Origin of the sequence: Sphingomonas kyeonggiensis, from assembly GCF_030812785.1 — a bacterium.
Taxonomy (GTDB): domain Bacteria; phylum Pseudomonadota; class Alphaproteobacteria; order Sphingomonadales; family Sphingomonadaceae; genus Sphingomonas; species Sphingomonas kyeonggiensis_B.
Genome location: NZ_JAUSTJ010000002.1, coordinates 501,851 through 522,159 on the forward strand (window position 1 = coordinate 501,851; position 20,309 = coordinate 522,159).

A 20,309-nucleotide genomic window follows, 5' to 3' on the forward strand; every position below is an offset into this window, starting at 1 on the left:
CTCTCCTCTTCGTCACCCCGGCCTCGTGCCGGGGTCCACCAAGCCTCCAAGATTGAACTTAGAACCCCTTGTCCATGACGTGCCTCCCGGTGGACCCCGGCACAAGGCCGGGGTGACGGATGAGGGGACTCATCGAGAGGGGACGACGGCCTGCGAGCTACCCCCTCCGCTGCGCCCGCGACTGCTCCTCATAGGCGCGGCGGAATTCCTTGGCGAAGACGTCCATGAACGCCTCGTCCGATCCCTGCGCGACCCCGCCGAACTCCTTCTCATAGGCCTGCCACAAGGCAGCATCGCGCGCGCCGGGCAGGATCCTGGCGAGCAGCCCGCGGCTCTCAGCCCGCTGGCGGATCGCGGTCGGCGAGAAGCGGTCGAGCGTTGCCCGCAGCGCGCCCTGCATCGCGCGCAGCGTCGCGATCTGGTGCGATTGCAGGTCGAAGAATGCGTTCTCGATCGCCGGCCCGGCATCCTGGAAGCCGCGTGCCGGCGGGTTGAGCAGCGCGGCGATCGCCTCTTCGGGCGTGCGCGCGAACTTGATCGGGTTGTTGCCGTCGACTTCGAAGGCGGTCGATTCCGCGCCCATCTGTGACTTGGCCCGCGCCCGCGCCTCGAGCATCACCACCAGCCCGGCGACCAGCCGGTGCAGGACTTGCCCGGCGCGGTCGAGCAAGGCGGGATTGCGCTGCTTGACGCTGCCTTCGACCCCCGCGGCGCGCAGGAATGCCTCGATCAGCGCATAATCCGGTGCAGGCGGCGGGGCCACCGGCGGGGCCGGCTGGGCGGCGCCATTGGACCCGGTGGGACGGGCCGCAGGCATGGCGAAATGTTGCTCTGCCACCGGCGCGCCGATCGGCGTGGGGGCGGGGATGTCGCGCGCGCCGAAGGGCCGGGCAGGGGCAACGCCAAGCGCCTGTTCGGTGCCGACCGGACGGATGCCGAGCGGGTCGCCATTCTCCTGGATCGGCTGGCCGAAACCGCCACGCGCCCAGTCGACGACATTGCCTTCGGCAAGCCGGCCCCAGATGTCGTCGGGCGCCGGCGCGGGCGGGCGGTCCGGTGCCGCGCTCGACCAGCCCGAGGCCGGTTGGGCGCTGGGCGCAGGCGTATGCCAGGCCGAAGCCACAGGGGCCTCGGGTACGGGCGGGGCGGGTGCCCAGCCTTGCGCATTGTCGGAGCGCGGACCCCAGCTGTCATTGTCGCTCGGCGCCGAAGGGATCGGCGCGGCACCCCAATTGCCCGGGGAAGGCGGCGGGTCCCAGCCGGTGGCGGGGCGGTTCGACACCGGTTCTGCCGGGAGCGGTGCCGGGGCGGGGGGAGCGTTGCCCCAGCCATCCCATTGCGAGGTCGCATGGGCATGCACGGGGGCTGCGGCGCCCAGCGTCGCGCGGACCTCGTATCCGCCGATCGTCAGCATGTCGCCATCCACCAAGCGGTGCGGCTGGGTCAGGCGTTCGGGACGGCCGTTCACGAAGGTGCCGTTCATGCTCAGGTCGCTGAGCAGATAGGCGCCATCCTGGTAGCGGATCTCGCAGTGGCGCGACGAGATATGGTTGCGCGGATCGGGCAGGCACCAGTCGCAATTGGGCGAGCGGCCGATCAGCGCGCCGCGCTCGTTCAGCATGATCTCCGCGGGCACGCCATTGTCGAGCGTCGGGCGGCCGAGATTGGCGATGGCGAGGCGGAGGGTCATTGCCGGGGCTGGATCCCGTGCTCGGCGATCGCCTCGGCACGTTCGAGCGCCTGGGCGAAGAAGGTCTTGGGATCGGTGCTGCGCCAGGCCGCCTGGACGACCGCGACAACCGCCAGCCGGTTGGCGAGGCCGGGGGCGGGCTGGACGGGTGCGACGCCCTCGGGCGCGATCGAGCCGCCGCTGTAGAAGATCGCCGTCGCCAGCGTCCGCTCGGGTGCCTCGCGGTCGGCGGACTGGGCGGCGGCATAGGCCTCGCGCCGCCTGGAGTCGTCGGGGTCCTTCAGCCACAGCCGCGCGCGTTCGATCGCGGTGCGTTCGGGGGACGAGGGCGTGGCGGCGGCGGGGTCGATCAGCCCGGCTGCCCAGTGGATCGCCTCGCGCCGGGGCAGGGCATGGCCGATATAGGCGACGGCCTCTGCGGGATCGGCTGCGCGCAACGCAGCGTAGTGCGCGCGCACGGGGACGTCCGGCGCAGGAAGCTCCGCGCCGCGCAACTCCATCAATTCCCCGACCTGGCGTGCCCGAGTGAGATGCACGCTACGCCACGGCTCCATGAACGGCCCCCTAGTTGATCTTCACCAAACCCCCGGTGAGCGTCAGCGTTCCCTTGCCGTCGACCGCGGTCTCGGGCGAATTCATCGTCACCGAGCTGTTGCCGTTCACTTCGATCACCGGCGAGGTCATCGAGATCGATCCCGGCTTCATCTCGATCTTCGAATTGCCGACCTGGAGCACGATGCTGGTGTTGGCGGTCAGCTTGAACGACTGGGTGACGTCGATGATGTCGTCCTTGCCGACCTTGGAATGGCGCTGGGCGACGATGGTCAGGTTCTGGTTGTTGCCGATCTCGACCGTCTCGTCGTTGACCACGCCGCGGGTGCGGTCGTGCCCGACATTGACCGTCTGGTCCTGGCCGACATGGTGCGTCTCGGCCAGGCGGATGCGCGTGTTCATGTCGCGCTCGGCATGGACGTAGATTTCCTCGGCGCCGCCCTTGTCCTCGAAGCGGATCTCGTTGGCGCCCGGCGCGCCACTGTCGAGCGGCTGGGCGTTGGGATAGTCGCCGGTCTCGCCATAGCGCTTGGTGCGCCACAGCGCCCGGGTCTTGTTCCCCGGCAGGTCGTAGATCGGCATGTGGTTGGCGTTGAACACGCGGCCGACCACCACCGGGCGATCGGGATCGCCACCGAGGAAATCGACCAGCACCTCGTGCCCGACGCGCGGCAGGATGAGGTTGCCCAGGCCGCCGGTCTGCGAGACGCGGATCCAGCAGGTCGCGGACTCGCCCGGCGTCGGCCCGCGGTCCCAGTGGAAGCGGACCTTCACCCGGCCGTACTTGTCGGTGTAGATTTCCTCGCCCGCCGGGCCGGCGACGATGCCGGTCTCCAGCCCCTGCACCACCGGGCGCGGCGTCGATTGCGCCGGGTGGAAGCGCGTCTCCGCCGGGATCGCCTCGAACCGCACGTTGAACGAGGTCTCGCGCGCGCTCTGGCCGCTGCGATAGCTCTCGGCGACGATGCTGTGATAGGCCGAGGTGATCAGATAGTCGCCGTTCATCCGGACGACATGGTGGTTGGTCACGCTGACCTTGAAGCCGGTCGACAGGCCCGCCGATTGGGAGGAACCGGTGAACACCCGCCGCTGCGCCCGCGCGCCGGCCAGCATCGTCTCGCTGCGCTCCCCGCCATGCGTCTCGATCGAGCCGGGATCGATCGACTCATGGTAGAAGCGGCCCGGATAGACATAGATCTCGCGATCGTCGCGCTCGTGCTGGCCCTCGCTCTCCGACTTGGCCTCGACGAAGCGGTTCGGCGCGCGGAAATCCCAGTCGCGCACCGTCACCTTCGAGCCCGCCTGGGTGCTCACCCGCTCGTGCCAGCTCTGCAGGTAGAACTTGCCCTGGCTGGCGCGCTCGGCGGAGTCTGCCGAGAAGACCGAGACCGAATTGGGCGCATAGGTGATGCTCGGCGGAGTGCCGGCGACGTGCGACGATGGCGCGTCACAGATCACCATCACATGGCTGTCGGCGCCGTGGCGGAAGAAATAATACCAGCCTTCCTCCTCCATCAGCCGCGAGGCGAAGGCGAAGTCGCTTTCCTGATACTGGACGCAATAGGTGCGCGGGCGCGGGGTGCCGGAGAGCTTGAATTCGAAATCCGAGATGCCGGCATTCTGGAACACCTGCTTGATGATGTCCTGCGCGGTCAGGTCCTGGAAGATCGCCATCGACCGGCCCTGCGCCAGGAAGAAGCTCCACGGCTTGAGCACCAGCCGGTAGCGATGCCCGGTCGGCGATTCGTCGATATATTCGCCCGAGATCACCAGCCCGTGGAAGTGGCGGCGCAGCTCGCCGTCCTCGCTCACCTTCAGGCCGCAGGGTTTCCCCAAATGTGGCTGAATGTCGACCTCTAATGGCGAGAATATGTCGACGGTTATGGTGAAAGGAGAACTAAGGGTCTCCATGGAGTCGATTCGTTCGAGCTCTACCTGCTCGTCCCCCAAATCGATCGTCATTTCGGAAAGTCTTGACGTGCCTGACAACGCGGCCTCCGACCTTACTCTTGCCCGATGCTCTTACGCTTGGGGAGCGAAACGGTTCAAGTCGGCGCGACAAACCGTTCCACTTTCATTTCGACCGTTCTATCGTAACGGCCCGTCGTTAAGCCGGCTTGCGAACGTTACGGACCCATTTTAGACTTGGTGCGTTCTCCGGGGGTGGGAAGCCAGCGAGGACGTGCATGCGTATTGCGTACCTGTCGACGATTGCCGGCACTGCGTTGCTTGTGGGCGTTCCGCCCGCGGCTGCGCAGCAACAGGCCGAGCCTAGCGTCGAGGGATATCTCTGCACCTTTGCCGGCAAGTGCGGCAAGGTCCCGGAGGCTGAGCAGCCGACTCGGGCCGCGCCGGCGACCAAGGGGTTCCGGATCGCGCGGCCCGGTGCGCCTGCCGCGGCCGCCAGGCCTGCCGTCCGTGCCGCCAGCAGCGACTATCGCGCTCCGCGTGCGGCCGCACCCGCGCCGCGTCGCGGCGGTGGCGGTTATCCGAGCTACACCCCCGCTTCGCGCGTGTCCGAAGGGCCACGCGCCGACCTGATGATCGGCTTCGAGCTCAATTCCGCGCAGCTGACCGGCGACGGCATGGCCAAGGCGCGGATCTTCGCGCGCTCGCTGCTGATGCCCGAGCTGCGCGACAAGCGCTTCCTGATCGAGGGGCATACCGATTCGCTGGGCGGCGTGCCGTTCAACATGGAGCTGTCGCGCCGCCGTGCCGAGGCGGTGGCGGCCTATCTCTCCAGCCAGGGCGTCGAGCGGTCTCGCGTCGAGATCCGCGGCTTCGGGCCGAGCATTCCGCTCCCCGGTCGTCGCGCCGACGACCCGCATAACCGTCGTGTGGAGGCCAAGCTGATTTCCTGATCCCGTGGCGGCTTTCGTTTGATTTCGAAGGAGAGGGATTTGTCGGGAATGCGCAGGTGTTGATGCCCATTGGCGAGTTGCTCGCGCCCGTCTCGGAGGAGTCTCCGGGCGGGCTCGACCTGTATGACGATCCCGAGCGCCAGCAGATCGAGCAGGCGTTCGAGGAGGAGCCGTCGGGCGTCGACTGGCGCGAGATCGTCTCGAAGATCGAGGCGCAGAGCCAGCGTACCAAGGACCTGTGGCTGGCTGTCTATCTCGCCCGCGCCGGCGCGCGGATGGGGCGGCTCGATGTGGTCGTCACCGGCTGCGAGATGCTGGCCGGGCTGCTCGAATCCTATTGGGACGTGCTCCATCCCTCGCTCGAGGAATATGGGCTGCAGGGCCGCAAGGCGCCGTGCGAATCGCTCACCCGGATCGGTACCTTCCTCGGGCCGCTCAAGCGGATCGCGCTGATCGAACATGCCCGGCTGGGCGACTACAGCGCCGAGGATCTCGAGCGGTTCGAGAATGAAGGCGAGGGCGCCGACGGGTTCGGCATGTTCCGCCACGCGGTGAGCGAGCTGCCGGCCGATGCGCTCGCCGGCACGATGGTTTCGCTGCGCGCGATGCGATCGGCGATCGAGCGGGCGGACCAGGCGCTGATGGCGCATGCCGAGGGCGATACCGGCACCGACTTCCGGTCGGCCTATCAAGTTATCGATAACATGCTGCGTTGGATAACGCCTTATTCGGCAAATCCAGAGGAGGAAGCCTCGGCCGAAGGCGTCGATTCTGGAAACGAATCGGAAACTATATCTGCCCCGCAGAAAAGCTTCGGGCGCGTGGAATCGCGCGAAGATGTTGCGCGTGCGCTCGACGCAATCGTTGAATATTATGCACGCAGGGAACCAACCAGCCCGATACCCGTTGCACTGCGTCGAGTAAGGGGGTGGATCAACATGGATTTCCTCGCAATTCTACGGGACATCGCACCGGGCGGCATGCACGAGGCGGGTTCCGTATTGCTTGCGCGTCCGGAGGAAGAAAGCTCCGGATACTGAAATAGATCCCTCAAATCCCTGACTTTTTTGGATGATGCCCGAAAGGGGCGACGAAAGGCGGATCCGATGGTTGCAAAGAGTGGACAGCGTTTCATCAAGGAGAACCGGGCGCCGCGCGTCCATATCGAGTACGAGGTCGAGACCTACGGCTCGCGGCAGAAGATCGAACTGCCCTTCGTGATGGGCGTGCTCTCCGACCTTTCGGGCAAGAGCCATGTCGAGAAGAAGGACCTGTCGAAGCGCGACTTCGTCGAGTTCGACATGGACAATTTCGACGAGCGCATGGAGGCGATCGCGCCGCGCGCGGCCTTCACCGTGCAGAACACGCTGACCGGCGAGGGCAAGTTCGGCGTCGACCTGACCTTCAAGTCGGTCAACGACTTCACCCCCGGCGAGGTGGTCAAGAACGTGCCGGCGCTCGCCCAGCTGCTCGAGGCGCGCCAGCAGCTCCAGGACCTGCTGATCTACATGGACGGCAAGGAAGGCGCGCAGGACCTGCTCGAAAAGGTGCTCAAGGACCCTGCGCTGCTCTCGGCCCTCAGCTCGGCCAAGGCGGCAGCGAATGACGAGACCGCGAGCGCGGCTCCGGTCGAGCAGGCTTGAAAGGGAAGATAGGCGATATGGCGCAAGAGGCACTTCAGCAGGCGCAGCCCCAGGCCGAGGCCGTCCAGTTCGACGAATTCTCGGCGCTCCTTCAGAAGGAGTTCAAGCCCGCCGACGACATCCGCAAGAACCGGATCGAGGAAGCGGTGCAGACGCTGGCGCAGCAGGCGCTGCAGGACGCGGCGATCATCGGCGACGACGTCTATGCGACGGTCGATGCGATGCGCGCGGCGATCGACCGCAAGCTGACCGAGCAGGTCAACCAGATCATCCACCAGGAGGAGTTCCAGGCGCTCGAGAGCGCGTGGCGCGGCCTCCACTACATGGTGATGAACACCTCGACCGGTAAGGACATGAAGATCCGGGTCATGAACATCTCGAAGGAGGAATGTCGCAAGATGTTCCGCCAGTATCGCGATGCTGCCTGGGACCAGAGTCCGCTGTTCAAGAAGGTGTACGAGAGCGAGTTCGGCCAGCTCGGCGGCCAGCCGTACGGCGCGTTCGTCTGCGACTATTATTTCGACCACACCGCGCCGAACCTGGAAGTGATGAAGGGTCTCGCCAAGATCGGCGCGGCAGCGCATGCGCCGTTCATCGCCGCCGCGGCGCCGCCGCTGTTCGGCATGGAGAGCTGGACCGAGCTCGCCAATCCGCGCGACCTGGGCAAGCTGTTCGACGCGCAGGAATATATGGCGTGGCGCTCGTTCCGGAATTCGGAAGACGCGCGCTACATGGCGCTGACCATGCCGCGCTTCCTTGGCCGTCCCGTCTATGGCGCGAAGACCGAGCCGGTCGACGAGTTCGACTTCGAGGAAGAGACCGAGGGCGCGCACGACCAGCATCTGTGGCTGAATGCCGCCTATGCGATGGGCACCCGGATCACCGAGGCGTTCAACACCTATGGCTGGTGCACGCGCATCCGCGGTGTGGAATCTGGCGGCACGGTCGAGGACCTGCCGACCGCGACCTTCCCCACCGACGAGGGTGGCATCGACCAGAAGTGCCCGACCGAGATCGCGATCTCGGATCGGCGCGAGGCGGAGCTTTCGGCGGCGGGCATGCTCGCGCTGATCCACCGCAAGAACACCGACCAGGCGACCTTCATCGGCGCGCAGACGCTGCACCGTCCGAAGAACTACGAGAATGTCGACGCGACCGCGAACGCCAATCTCTCGGCGCGCCTGCCGTACATCTTCGCGAGCTGCCGCTTCGCGCATTACCTGAAGTGCATGGTGCGCGACTGGGTTGGCGGCAATCGCGAGGCCGACCAGCTGCAGCGCGACCTGCACAACTGGGTGCTCCAATATGTCGACGGCGCGCCAAGCTCGTCGAGCGAGGAGACCAAGGCGCGCCTGCCGCTGAAGGACGCCAAGATCGAAGTCACGCCGGACGAAGAGAATCCGGGTTACTACAAGGGCAAGTTCATGTTCGTTCCGCACTATCAGTTGGAAGGAATGGATATTGCTCTGAGCATGGTTTCCAGACTCCCACGGGCCAACTGAACTTTAGGTCATTTGGTCGCTAGGGCGTTGTACTGAAGCATATCTGCAATAGTGCAAGTAAATATACGTCACGCAAGTCCGCGTATCTATGGAGGTAGGTGATGGCAGTTGATTTGTTCCTGAAGATCGATGGCATCGAGGGTGAGAGCCAGAAAAAGGGCCATGAGAAGGAGATCGACATCGTGTCGTTCAACTTCGGCGCAGCCCAGCACGGCTCGTTCCACACCGGTGGTGCTGGCGGTGGTTCGGGCAAGGCCGAGATCCGGGACATCTCGATCGTGAAGGAAGTCGACAAGTCTTCCCCCAAGCTGTTCAGCGCTTGTGCTTCGGGCAAGCACATCAAGGAGATCATCATCTACTCGCAGAAGGCGGGTGATGATCAGCAGCCGCTGACCTATTACAAGATCAAGCTGGAGGACGTGATCGTCTCCTCGGTCGACAACCAGGGCGCGAGCCATGGCGATGCGATCATGGAATCGATCGTGTTCAACACCGCCAAGGTGACCTTCGACTATCAGCCGCAGAGCCGCTCCGGCAGCAAGGACGGCGGCGTGGTCACGGCCAGCTACGACATCCGGCAGAACGTCGCCGCCTGATCCTGAAAGGTTCAGCGCCGATGTCGGATGCCGACACGCTGCTTCGTTCCGGCGATCTCGACGGTGCGCGCTCCGCGCTCGTCGAGACCGTCCGGGCGGAGCCCGCCAACCAGCAGGCACGGATGTTCCTGTTCCAGCTCCTCGCCGCGGCGGGGGAATGGGACAAGGCCCGGCGCCAGCTCGATACCCTCGCGCAGCTCTCGGGTGAGGCGCAGATGCTCGCCGTGGCCTATGGCCAGGCGATCGATGCCGAGCGCGAGCGTGCCGAGGTCTTTGCCGGCCGCGCCCGGGCGCGCCAGCACGTCGCCAGCGACTGGCTCGAAGGCGTGATCGACGCCATCGAACATTTCGCCCAGGGCCGCATCGCGGAAGGCGAGGGCGCGCGCGACGCTGCCTTCGATGCCGCGCCCGATGTGCCGGGCAGCTTCAACGATATTGATTTCGACTGGATCGCCGATGCCGATGCGCGCTTCGGGCCCAGCTTCGAGGCGATCATCGGTGGCCGCTACGGCCTCCAGGCTTTCGACCAGGTGGCCAGCATCACCAGCGAGGGGCCGCGCGACCTGCGCGACCTGATCTGGTATCCGGTGCAGATCGCCTTCCGCTCCGGCCAGTCGGTCGCCGCCTTCCTTCCCGCCCGCTATCCCGGCTCCGAAGCCGCTGCCGAGGTCTCCGAGCGGCTCGGCCGGACGACGTCCTGGGCCGATGCCGAATGGGGCCAGGCGGGATCGGGCCAGCGGCTCTGGACCCTGTCCGATGGCGAGGATCAGGCGCTGCTGTCGCTGCGCACGCTGAGTTTGCGCTAGTCATGGCCGTCCGCCAGCGCCTCACGCCGACGCTGTTCGACAAGCTGGTTGCCGATCTGGAGATATCGGGGCTGCGCGACATCGAGTCCGAGACGCCCCAGGTCTCGCGCGAGAAGTTCCGCCATTATGCGGTGCCCAGGCTCGACCGCTTCAACGAGGCGGCGCTGCGCGCAACGATCCGGCGCGAGCTGGCCTGGCTGCTCAACACCACCAACATCGAGGCGCTGCACGACCTCGAACCCTATCCGTATGTCCAGGACTCGGTGCTCAACTATGGGCTGAGCGACCTGGCCGGCAAGGCGCTGACCCGGCGGGCGATCCTCCAGCGCGCCCGCGAGCTGCGCAAGGCGATCCGCCGGTTCGAGCCGCGGCTGGCGGGGGAGTCGCTCACCGTCGATCCCGCCGAGAACCCGGACAAGCCGAATACGATCACCTTCGTGATCCGCGGCGACATCACCGCCGCCGCGCACGCCATGCCGGTCAAGTTCCGCACCGAGGTCGATCCCGAGACCGTCGCTGTCGACGTCACGGAGTAGGGCGAAATGGATCCGCGCCTGCTGCGCCATTACAATGACGAGCTGGCCTATCTCCGCGAAGCCGCGCGCGAGTTCGGCGAGGAGCATGAGGAAGTCGCGGGCCGGCTCGGCCTGAAGACGCCGACCGACCCCGACCCCTATGTCGAGCGGCTGCTCGAGGGCGTGGCGTTCCTCGGCGCGCGGGTGCAGCTCAAGCTGGCGGACCAGTATCCCGAATTCACCTCGCACCTGCTCCACGCGATCCAGCCGCATTACCTCGCGCCGATGCCGTCGATCTGCGTCGCCGGCTTCGACCCCAAGGAAGGCGACCAGGTGCTGCTCAAGGGCCACAAGGTCCCGCACGGCACCCAGCTGACCGCCTTCGCCGCCAGCCAGGACAATGCGCCCGTCATTTTCCGCACCGGCCATGACGTGACGCTCTGGCCGATCAAGCTCGCCGAGGCGGAATATCTCTCCACCCGCGCGGCGGTGGCGCCCTATGCCGCGGCCGCGAACGTCCGCGCCGAGGCCGGCCTCCGCCTGCGCTTCGTGGCGACGCCGGGGGCGGAGCTGCCCAAGGTGCCGGTGAAGGAGCTACCGCTCTATCTCCACGGCGCCGAGGCGGTGCCCAACGAGCTCTATCGCCAGCTGATCGGCGAGACGCTCGCGGTGCTCGGCCGCTCCGCTGACGCCGTGCCCAATGCCCCCTGGGTCGCGCTGCCGGTGCCCGAGCAGGTCGGGTTCGCCGACGAGGAAGCGCTGCTCCCCGCCGACCAGCGCGCCTTTCGCGGCTACCGGCTGCTCTCCGAATATTTCGCCTGTCCGGAGCGCTTCCTGTTCGCCAAGCTGCGCGACCTGCACCGCGCCTTCCAGTCCTCCCCGCGCGCCTGCGACGTGGTCCTGCTGTTCGGCCGCTCCTCGCCGGCGCTCGCCCGCGCGGTCGATGCCAGCAACTTCAGGCTGTTCGCCACGCCGGCGATCAACCTGTTCGAGAAGCAGCTCGACCGCGTCCAGGTCCGCCCGCACGAGCATGAGCTGCACGTCATCCCCGATCGCACCAAGCGCTACGACTTCGAGGTGTTCCGCCTCACCGAGGTCAAGGCCTATGCCCGCGACAATGTCGACGCCCGCACGGTGGCGCCGCTCTACGCGTTCGGCGCGTTGCTCTACGACTGGCGCGAGGCGCTGTTCTACTCGACCCAGCTGCGCCCCCGCCGCCTGTCCACCCGCGAGCAGCGCCTGCGCCGCCGCAGCGAATATGTCGGCACCGAGACCTGGATCAGCCTGACCTCGCCGGGCGACGCCTCGCGGCTAGACGATGTCCACGAACTCGCCGTCCGCGGGCTGGTCACCAATCGCGAGCTGCCCGAACTGCTCACCTTCCGCGGCGACAAGCATTTCACCGTCTCGGGCGTACCCGCCCGTGCCGTCTCCGTGCTGCGCGCGCCGACCCGGCCGCGCCCGCCGCTCGGCCTCGGTGACGCCGCCTGGCGGGTGATCGCGCACCTCACCCCCAATTACGTCACGCTCGCGCCCGAGGATCATGACGACCCCTCGGCGCTGCGCGACCATCTCGCGCTCTACGGCCGCCAGGACGATGCCGTCCTCCGCCGCCAGATCGATGGCGTGCTCGGCATCAGCTCGTCCAAGGTCATGCGCCGCGTGCCCGGGCTCGACCGGATGGCGCTCGCCCGCGGCCACAAGATCCGCATCAAGCTCGACGATGCCGCCTTCGACAAGGGTGGCATGTTCCTGTTCACCGCCGTGCTCGAGCGTTTCCTGGCCGAGTTCGCCAGCATCAACGCCTTCACCGAGTGCAGTTTCTTCAGTCCGAACGAAGGGGAGTTCGCGCAATGGCCGCCGAGGATGGGGCGCCAGCACAACATCTGAGCTTCCTGCGCCGCGTCGGCGAGCAGGCACGGAAGTTCGGAATGTTCCCCGCGGTCCGCGGGGCGGAGGCGCGTGCCCCCCATCTGCCGCGCCTCGGCCGCGCGCGCCGCCCGAATCAGAGCGTCGTCGATCTGGCCCAGGTGCCCGCGATGCACTTCCCGGCGCCGACGCTCCATTCCGCCGAGCCGCGCGGCGAGCGCATCCAGCTCAACGGCTATTGGCTCGGCCTCACCGGCCCCAACGGCCCGCTGCCGATCCACCTCACCGAGTTCGCCACCTTCGAGCATCGCTACGCCAAGCAGCGGCCGTTCGGGCGCTGGCTCGACGTGCTGGCCAACCGGATGCTGCAATTCTTCTTCCGCGCCTGGGCGGATTCGCAGCCCGTCGTCCATGCCGACCGGCCCGCGGACGACCGCTTCGCCGGCTATCTCGCCGCGCTCTCCGGTGCCACCGAAGGCGTCTCGCCCAAGGCGCTGTTCACTGCCCAGGCGCGCGTCCATTACGCCGCACTGTTCGCCGGCCGGCGCAGCGCGATCGCGATCGAGGATGCGCTCGGCCACCTCCTCGGCCAGCCGGTCCAGGTGATCGAGTATCGCCCCCGGTGGCGCGACATCCCGAAGGAGGACCGCAGCCGGCTCGGCCGCAGCTTCGCGACCCTGGGCGGCGACCTGGTGCTGGGCGACCGCATCCGCATGGCCTCGGACGCGTTCAGCGTGGTGATCGAGGCGCGCTCCTTCGCCGAGTTCGAGAAGCTGCTGCCCTCGGGCCCGCGCTTCGCCATCGCCTCGGAAGCGCTCGATGCCTTCGCGCCGAGCCATCTCGAATGGGACATGCGGATCGAAATCGCCGAGCGGAACGTTCCAGCCGCGCGGCTGGACGGACGCACGCGGCTGGGCTGGACGGGCTGGATAGGCCCGCAGCCGAGCGACCGCATCCGATCGGACGCGCATCTGCGGCGGCTCAAGCCCGCCCATGCCGCACTTGGGGGACTTTGATGACGGAAATCAGCCGCTCTGCTCTGTTCGGTCGCCTGGGTCCCGTGCCGCTCAAGGCGATCGAGACCGCGACCAGCTTCTGCAAGATGCGCGGCAATCCCTATGTCGAGCTGGCGCATTGGGTGCACATCCTGCTCCAGGACACGCGCAATGACGTTGCCGCGATCCGCACCGCCTTTGGCCTCAACGATAGCAAGCTGGTCGAGGACACCGTCGCCGCGCTCGACGCACTGCCCCGCGGCGCCACCGCGATCTCGGATTTCGCGCCGCAGATCGAGGAGGCGATCGAGAAGGGCTGGCTCTACGCCTCGCTTCAGTTCGGCGCGGGCCGGGTGCGCAGCGGCCATCTGCTCTACGGCATGCTCAAGACGCCGACCCTGCGCAACGCGCTGTTCGCGCTGAGCCCGGAATGGCGCAAGGTCCAGGCGGAGAAGCTCGGCAGCGACTTTGACCTGGTCGTCCAGTCTTCCGCCGAGACCACCCAGCGCGACGCTGGCCCGGCCACTGCCGGCGGTGACGCCGAAGCCCCCGCCAGCACCGGCGTCGCTAGCCCGGGCGAGGCGCTCGGGAAGTATTCGATCGACCTCACCGCCAAGGCAAAGGCCGGCGAGCTCGACAGGATCGTGGGCCGCGACGCCGAAATCCGCCAGGTGATCGACATCCTGCTGCGCCGCCGCCAGAACAACCCGATCCTCGTCGGCGAGGCCGGCGTCGGCAAGACCGCCGTGGTCGAGGGCTTTGCCCGTCGCATCGCCGATGGCGACGTGCCGCCGGCGCTGCAGGGCGTGTCCCTGCGCACGCTCGACATCGGGCTGATGCAGGCCGGCGCCAGCGTGAAGGGCGAGTTCGAGAAGCGGCTGCGCCAGGTGATCGACGAAGTCGAAAGCTCGCCGACCCCGGTGATCCTGTTCATCGACGAGGCGCACACGCTGATCGGCGCGGGCGGGCAGGCGGGTACCGGCGACGCCGCCAACCTGCTCAAGCCGGCGCTGGCCCGCGGCCGGCTGCGCACGATCGCGGCGACCACCTATGCCGAATATCGCCAGTATTTCGAGAAGGACCCGGCGCTCACTCGCCGCTTCCAGACCGTCGACGTGAGCGAGCCCGAGACCGACAAGGCGATCGACATGATCCGCTCGGTCGCGCCGATGATGGAGGCGCATCACCAGGTCGTGGTGCTCGACGAGGCGGTATCGGCGGCGGTGACGCTGTCGCAGCGCTATGTCCCGGCGCGCCAGTTGCCCGACAAGGCGGTGAGCCTGCTCGACACCGCCTGCGCCCGCGTCGCGGTGTCGCAGCACGCCACACCCGCCGCGGTCGAGGATCGCCGCCGCAAGGTCGAGCTGCTCGAGGTCGAGCGCGAGGTCGTCGCCCGCGAGGCGAGCGGCCAGTACCGCGCCGACGACCGGCTGACGAAGATCGACGAGGAACTGGCCGAGGCCCGTGCCGCCCGCGACGCGGTCGAAGCCAAGTGGAAGCGCGAGGAGCAGGCGCTCGACACGGTCGTCCAGGCCCGCGCCGCGCTGCGCGATGCCCGGGCCGAGGCCGAGGGCGAACCGGCCAACGAGGCCGAGCTGCGCGACGCGCTCGATATCGCGATCGCCACCCTGCGCGAGGCGCAGGAGGACACGCCGATGGTGTTCGGCGTGGTCGATGCCGATGCGGTCGCCGCCGTGGTCGGCGACTGGACCGGGATTCCCGTCGGCCGGATGGTCAAGGACGAGATCCAGAGCGTGCTGACCATTGCCGACCAGCTGAAGGCGCGCGTCGTCGGCCAGGATCATGCGATGGACGCGATCGCCAAGCGCATCCAGACCAGCCGCGCCAAGCTCGACAATCCCAACAAGCCGGTCGGCGTGTTCATGCTCTGCGGCCCCTCGGGCGTCGGCAAGACCGAGACCGCCCACGCGCTGGCCGAGCTGCTCTTCTCGGGCGACGACTCCCTCATCGTAATCAACATGAGCGAGTTCCAGGAGGCGCATACCGTCTCCACCCTCAAGGGCGCGCCCGCCGGCTATGTCGGCTACGGCCAGGGCGGCGTGCTGACCGAGGCGGTGCGCCGCCGGCCCTATTCGGTGGTGCTGCTCGACGAGGTCGAGAAGGCGCACCCCGACGTCCATGAGATGTTCTTCCAGGTGTTCGACAAGGGGTTCATGAACGATAGCGAGGGGCGGTTCATCGACTTCAAGAACACGCTGATCCTGCTCACTTCCAACGTCGGCACCGATCTCGTCATGAACCTGTCCGAGGATGACGAGATGAAGCCCGAGCCCGAAGGGCTGGCGACGGCGCTGCGGCCCGAGCTGCTCAAGGTGTTCCCGCCGGCGCTGCTCGGCCGCCTATTGGTGCTGCCCTATTATCCGCTGAGCCCGGCGATGCTCGCCGGCATCGTCAAGCTGCAGCTGAACCGCATCGTCCGGCGCCTCGCCGACAACCACAAGATCCGCCTCAGCTTCGCGGACTCGGTGGTCGATCTGATCGTCTCGCGCTGCAACGAGGTCGCCTCGGGCGGGCGCGTGATCGATGCGATCCTCACCAACACGATGCTCCCCGAGATGTCGATCGCGCTGCTCGAGCGCCAGATGCGCGGCGAGGATGTCGACGCGATCCATGTCGATACCGGGCCCGAGGGGTTCAGCTATGGGTTCGAAAGCACACGCGACAAGAAGCCGGCGCCGGTCGAACAGAATAACGATGCGGTGGAACGGGTTCCTGAAGCGGTGAACGAAGGATAATTCACGGATCGTGCAGTAGATAGTCATTCCGCTGCAAGATAACGCAAAGAAGCATATCTAGTCATGCCAATGCGGCATCAGTAGGGAGTAGGGGTATGTCAGCGGCCTTGCAGGGTTCAGTCGGATTGAATGGCAATAACGCGCGCGCGGATACGATCGCAGTGCAGAGTTTGCTCACCCGGGCCGGGATGCGGCTCGGCCTGATCGACGGCCGATGCGGGCCGAAGACGATCTCGGCCATCGTCAACTATCAGCGCAACCTGATGCGCAATCCCGATGGACTGGTCGAACCCAATGCCACCACCTGGCGGCATCTGACCGGGCAGGGCAGTGCGGCGCGGTCCGCTGCGCCAGGCGGCGTCCGTCCCGCCACGCCCACCCGCAACGTCACCCCCGTCCGCACGCCGCCGCGGGTGGCCGCGAATGGCAATGGCGGTGGTGGCGCGCCGGCGATCATCGGCCGCGCGACGCCGCCGGCCGCCGCCGCGCCCACGCCCGGCAACAGTTCGACTTCCTACACGACGCTGGTGCCGCGCCCGGACCGCTCGACGCTCAACCGCGGGCTGACCTCGCCGGCCAACCGCGTGCTGCTCGCCAAGTTCGGCGCCCCGCGTGAGAATTACAGCCAGAACGACCAGCCGATCACCAATGCCAAGCTCGCCGCGATGATGAGCACGGAATCGGTCGGCCCGTTCCGCGTCACCGGCCTGCGCCCGGCCGTGGCCAGCCTGCGCGAGGTGCTGTCCGACGTGCAGCGCTCGATCCCCGATCTCTACAACTCGCTGAGCTCGGCGGGGATGAAGGTGGTCCGCAACGTGCGCGGCTCGTCCACCTCGATCTCGAACCACAGCTGGGGCACCGCGATCGACCTCAAGATCAACGGCAAGCTCGACGTCCGCGGCGACAACAAGGTCTATCACGGCCTCGTCCTGCTCGCTCCCTTTTTCAACGCACGCGGCTGGTATTGGGGCGCGGGTTTCCGAACGGAGGATGCAATGCATTTCGAATGTGGCGCCGCTCTCATCGCGAGCTTCCCCAACCCATGAGCGCGCGGATGATCCTGGGCGGCCTCGCCGCCGCCGCGCTGCTCGGTTGCCATCCCGTCATCGCCTCGGGCAACAACCAGGCGCCGGCGAATGTCGCGGCTGAAACGCCAGAAGTGCCCGCCGCTGCCGTGCCCCTGAACGCATCGGCTCCCGCCGACGGCCAGCTGGTCTGGTCGCAGGATCCCGGCAGCAAGTGCCGCTTCGTCGCGCCCAAATCGCTGACCGCCGGGCCGACCAACTGGATCGGCGAGTGCCCGGGCGGCAAGGCGTCGGGCCTCGGCGTGCTGGTGCGGCGCGACGGCGGCAAGGCGACCGCGACCTTCTATGGCGAGCTGCGCGAGGGCGTGCCGGTGATCGGCGCGATCAACGTCGATGGCGGCTATGTCGTCGGCAAGTTCACCGGCGACGATCTGGTCCAGGGCGATCTCGAGCCGCAGGTGCGGATCGACTCGTTCAACGTCGCGGCCAAGGCGGCGCGTGCGGCGAGCGCGCGGTTCCAGGCGCAGAAGAATGCCGCGTCGGCGCGCTTCTATGCCGATGCGGCCAAGCAGCTCGACCTGCAGGTCGAATGAGCGAAGCTGCGCCCACGGCCTATGACGCGGTCGCCTATCCCAGCGCGATCTTCAGCCAGACGGCGCCCGATCGGCTGGCGACGATCGCGCGGCTGGCCGGCCTGTCGCCGCCGCCGATAGCCGGCGCCCGCGTGCTGGAGATCGGCGCGGGCGACGGGATGAACCTGCTCGCGCTCGCCGCCGCCTGGCCGCAGGCGCATTTCACCGGCTTCGACCTCGCGCCCACCGCGGTGGCGCGGGGCGAGCGCTGGCGGGCGCTTGCAGGGATCGCCAATGCCGAGCTTCGGGTGCTCGACATCCTCACCGCCGCTGATCATCTCGACGGGCCGTACGACTATATCGTCGCGCACGGCGTCTATGCCTGGGTGCCGCCGGCGGTGCGCGCGGCGACGATGGCGCTGATCGGCCGGCTGCTGTCGCCCGACGGCGTCGCCTTTGTCAGCTACAATGCGATGCCCGGCGGGCATATCCGGCTGGTGCTGCGCGAGGCGCTGCTGCTCCGCCTCGAAGGGCTGGAGGGTACCGAGCGCTGGCAGGCGGCGCGCGACTATCTCACCGCGCTCGCCGCCGAGCCCGAGGGGCGCGAGAACCCCGCCCAGGCCGCGCTGCGCGACGCGGCGAAGCATACGCTCGACAAGCCCTGGTCGGTGCTCTGCCACGACGAGCTCGGCCCGCATTTCCACCCGCAGTCGCTCGGAGAGGTGGTCTCAGAAGCGTCCGCTAACGGCTTGCAATTCCTGGGCGATGCCGATCGCGAGCGGATGGGCGACGCCTTCCTGCCCGATGATGTGATGCCACAAGGGGATAGCACCGCCCAGCTGGTCCGCCTGCTCCATGTGCGCGATGTTCACGACTTTCGCTTCTTCCGCCAGACGCTGCTTGTCCGCGACACCGCCAGGCCGAAGCGCCGCATCGACCTCGAAGCGCTCGGCGAACTCTACGCGGTCACGCGCTGCCACCGTGACGCCGACGGCATGTTCCGGATGAACGCCAATGTCTTCGAGGTGCAGGACGCGCCGCTCGCCGAGGCGCTCGGCCGGCTGGTCGACGCCCGGCCGGCGCGGATCCGTGTCGACGAACTGGTCGACACGTCGGCGCGCAAGCTGGCGCTGTTCGAGATGTTCGATGCCGGGCTGATTGACCTGTGCACCGCTCCCGCGCCCTATGCCGCCGAAGTCAGCGAGCGCCCTCGCGCCAGTCCGCTGATCCGAGCGATGCTCGGCGAGGGGCTCGAGAATATCTGCACGCTCGATCACCGGCTGATGACCATTCCCGAGTTCGGCCCGCGCCATGTCCTCGCGCATCTCGACGGCACCCGCGACCGTGCCGCGCTTGCCGCGGTGGCCCGCGAGGCCGGGCTCGACAGCGACGAGGCGCTCGACAAGGGCCTGCGCACCCTGGTGACCGAGGGGCTGATCGCGGCATGATCCTGACCGCTTTCCTCGCCCTGGCGCTGACGCCGCAGACCCTCCCGAGGGAGGTCCGCGCCTATGTCGCGCGGCGGGAAAAGTGCGACCATTTTCGTGGCGAGGACTCGCCGGACGCGGCGCGGCAGAGGGAAATTGAATCGGCCACGATACGGTTCTGCACCGGGGCCGATCGGCAACTGGCCCGTTTGAAGCGCCAATATGCGCATAACCGCGCGGTGCAGCGCCGGCTCGGCCGCTACGACCCGCGGATCGAGGACTGAACGGTGCCGATCACCGGATCCGTAGGCCGCGGCGGCGCCAATGTTCCCGCCGATGTCGCGCAGGTGCAGGAACTGCTCAACCTGCGCGTTGGCGAGATGGGGCTGCAGCCGCTGCCGACCAATGGCGTGATCGACAACGCCACCATGGCCGCGATCGGCCGCTACCAGTCGCTGGTGCTCGGCGGGCGCTCGGACGGGCGGGTCGATCCCAATGGCCGGACCTGGACCGCGCTGGCCGACACCCAGCCGACCACGCTGCTGCGCGACCGGCTGCGCGCCCAGGCGGCGCTGCCGAGGCTGAGCGGCGCGGCCTGGTTCAACGCCAACGAGGCGCGCTTCCCGAACAGCGATCGCGTCGCTGATCTCGCCCCGGCCTTCGCCACCCAGACGAGCAGCTTCATCGCCGCACTCCAGCGTGCCGGCGCGACCGTCAGGGTGAGCGCGACCCTGCGCAACCGCAATCGCGCCTGGATCATGCATTATGCCTGGCAGGTCGCCCACGGTGCGGTCCAGCCCGGCGCGGTGCCCGCCAATCCGGAGGTCGACATACTCTGGGATCACGGCGACCCGACCGTCTCGCGCCGCGCCGCCCAGGCGATGGTCAATTTGTTCCACATCGCCTTCAAGCCCTCGCTCACCTCGAACCATATCGAGGGCACCGCGATCGACATGACGATAAGCTGGGACGGGCCGATCGACATCCTCGATGCTGCCGGCCAGACCCACAAGATCGACCAGCCGCGATCGGGCAACACCAACACCGATCTCCACGCCGTGGGCGCGACCTATGGCCTGCTCAAGCTCGCGAGCGATCCGCCGCATTGGTCCGCCAATGGCCGTTGAGCGTTCCAGCCTCACCCCGCGTATCTGGGAGTAAGACCATGCCGCCCGCCGCACGGATTACCGATACCGAAGCCTGCCCGATCAAGAACAAGGGCACGATCATGACCGGCGAGAAGTCGGTGCTGATCTGCGGCCTGCCCGCCGCGCGCAAGGGCGACACGCTCGACTGCGGCAGCCCCAGCCAGATCGAGAGCGGCTGCCCGACGGTGAAGATCGGCAACAACGAGGCCGCGCGGATCGGCGACAGCACCTGCCATGGCGGCAAGATCGCAACCGGCGCGCCGACCGTGCTGATCGGCGACGGCGCCAAGGCGCGCAGCACCACGCTTGGCGACGCGCACGGCAGCGGCGCGCCCTTCGTCACCGAATAAAG

At 67.7% G+C, this 20,309-nt stretch carries 19 protein-coding genes; 16 read left to right on the plus strand and 3 right to left on the minus strand.

The features are described from left to right. Nucleotides 1-157 precede the first annotated feature (157 nt). Genes tagH through J2W22_RS11730 form a run of 3 tightly spaced genes read right to left on the minus strand, consistent with a single transcriptional unit; the run spans nucleotide 158 to nucleotide 4,204 of the window. Nucleotides 158-1,690, minus strand: coding sequence for a type VI secretion system-associated FHA domain protein TagH (gene tagH / locus J2W22_RS11720; RefSeq protein WP_307118436.1), 1,533 nt, complete (start codon nucleotides 1,688-1,690; stop codon nucleotides 158-160). Continuing rightward, a complete protein-coding gene (locus J2W22_RS11725; protein WP_307118437.1) occupies nucleotides 1,687-2,244 on the minus strand; it encodes a DUF6931 family protein in 558 nt (185 codons plus the stop codon). Before J2W22_RS11725 ends, tagH begins: the two co-directional genes overlap by 4 nt. 10 nt (nucleotides 2,245-2,254) lie before the next feature. Continuing rightward, nucleotides 2,255-4,204, minus strand: a complete 1,950-nt coding sequence (locus tag J2W22_RS11730; RefSeq protein WP_307118438.1) for a type VI secretion system Vgr family protein — start codon at nucleotides 4,202-4,204, stop codon at nucleotides 2,255-2,257. A gap of 224 nt (nucleotides 4,205-4,428) precedes the next feature. On the opposite strand from J2W22_RS11730, the gene J2W22_RS11735 reads away from it, so the two are divergent. From J2W22_RS11735 to J2W22_RS11810, 16 genes are all read left to right on the plus strand, one after another. Further along, entirely contained in the window at nucleotides 4,429-5,103 is a 675-nt protein-coding gene (locus tag J2W22_RS11735; RefSeq protein WP_307118439.1) for an OmpA family protein, read from the plus strand. 62 nt (nucleotides 5,104-5,165) lie between these two features. Further along, nucleotides 5,166-6,143 (plus strand): type VI secretion system protein TssA, encoded by a 978-nt coding sequence (locus J2W22_RS11740; protein ID WP_307119567.1) that lies wholly within the window; start codon nucleotides 5,166-5,168, stop codon nucleotides 6,141-6,143. A gap of 66 nt (nucleotides 6,144-6,209) precedes the next feature. After that, on the plus strand, nucleotides 6,210-6,746 hold the full coding sequence (tssB, locus tag J2W22_RS11745) for a type VI secretion system contractile sheath small subunit (RefSeq protein WP_307118440.1): 537 nt from the start codon (nucleotides 6,210-6,212) through the stop codon (nucleotides 6,744-6,746). Between the two features lie 17 nt (nucleotides 6,747-6,763). After that, nucleotides 6,764-8,248: a type VI secretion system contractile sheath large subunit gene (tssC, locus tag J2W22_RS11750; RefSeq protein ID WP_307118441.1), complete on the plus strand. Its 1,485-nt coding sequence runs from the start codon at nucleotides 6,764-6,766 to the stop codon at nucleotides 8,246-8,248. Between the two features lie 101 nt (nucleotides 8,249-8,349). Continuing rightward, entirely contained in the window at nucleotides 8,350-8,844 is a 495-nt protein-coding gene (locus J2W22_RS11755; protein WP_307118442.1) for an Hcp family type VI secretion system effector, read from the plus strand. 20 nt (nucleotides 8,845-8,864) lie between these two features. Beyond that, nucleotides 8,865-9,650 carry a type VI secretion system accessory protein TagJ gene (locus J2W22_RS11760; RefSeq protein WP_307118443.1) on the plus strand — a complete coding sequence of 262 codons (786 nt, stop codon included), beginning with the start codon at nucleotides 8,865-8,867 and terminating at the stop codon, nucleotides 9,648-9,650. A 2-nt stretch (nucleotides 9,651-9,652) separates the two neighbouring features. Next, complete coding sequence (gene tssE, locus J2W22_RS11765; protein ID WP_307118444.1) at nucleotides 9,653-10,186, plus strand: type VI secretion system baseplate subunit TssE; 534 nt, start codon at nucleotides 9,653-9,655, stop codon at nucleotides 10,184-10,186. Between the two features lie 6 nt (nucleotides 10,187-10,192). Next, nucleotides 10,193-12,055: a type VI secretion system baseplate subunit TssF gene (tssF, locus tag J2W22_RS11770; protein WP_307118445.1), complete on the plus strand. Its 1,863-nt coding sequence runs from the start codon at nucleotides 10,193-10,195 to the stop codon at nucleotides 12,053-12,055. Beyond that, nucleotides 12,019-13,050: a type VI secretion system baseplate subunit TssG gene (gene tssG, locus J2W22_RS11775; protein WP_307118446.1), complete on the plus strand. Its 1,032-nt coding sequence runs from the start codon at nucleotides 12,019-12,021 to the stop codon at nucleotides 13,048-13,050. The genes tssF and tssG overlap by 37 nt, the downstream gene beginning before the upstream one ends. Next, complete coding sequence (gene tssH, locus J2W22_RS11780) at nucleotides 13,050-15,785, plus strand: type VI secretion system ATPase TssH (RefSeq protein WP_307118447.1); 2,736 nt, start codon at nucleotides 13,050-13,052, stop codon at nucleotides 15,783-15,785. Before tssG ends, tssH begins: the two co-directional genes overlap by 1 nt. A gap of 161 nt (nucleotides 15,786-15,946) precedes the next feature. Beyond that, complete coding sequence (locus J2W22_RS11785) at nucleotides 15,947-16,831, plus strand: M15 family metallopeptidase (protein WP_307118448.1); 885 nt, start codon at nucleotides 15,947-15,949, stop codon at nucleotides 16,829-16,831. Nucleotides 16,832-16,839: 8 nt separating this feature from the next. After that, a complete protein-coding gene (locus tag J2W22_RS11790) occupies nucleotides 16,840-17,403 on the plus strand; it encodes a hypothetical protein (protein ID WP_307118449.1) in 564 nt (187 codons plus the stop codon). After that, the gene (locus tag J2W22_RS11795; protein WP_307118450.1) at nucleotides 17,400-18,830 is read left to right on the plus strand and encodes a methyltransferase domain-containing protein; all 1,431 of its coding nucleotides are present in this window, start codon (nucleotides 17,400-17,402) and stop codon (nucleotides 18,828-18,830) included. Before J2W22_RS11790 ends, J2W22_RS11795 begins: the two co-directional genes overlap by 4 nt. Beyond that, nucleotides 18,827-19,093: a hypothetical protein gene (locus tag J2W22_RS11800; protein WP_307118451.1), complete on the plus strand. Its 267-nt coding sequence runs from the start codon at nucleotides 18,827-18,829 to the stop codon at nucleotides 19,091-19,093. Before J2W22_RS11795 ends, J2W22_RS11800 begins: the two co-directional genes overlap by 4 nt. Before the next feature lie 3 nt (nucleotides 19,094-19,096). Further along, nucleotides 19,097-19,936, plus strand: a complete 840-nt coding sequence (locus J2W22_RS11805) for a peptidoglycan-binding domain-containing protein (RefSeq protein WP_307118452.1) — start codon at nucleotides 19,097-19,099, stop codon at nucleotides 19,934-19,936. 38 nt (nucleotides 19,937-19,974) lie between these two features. Then, entirely contained in the window at nucleotides 19,975-20,307 is a 333-nt protein-coding gene (locus J2W22_RS11810; RefSeq protein WP_307118453.1) for a PAAR domain-containing protein, read from the plus strand. Nucleotides 20,308-20,309: the final 2 nt, after the last annotated feature.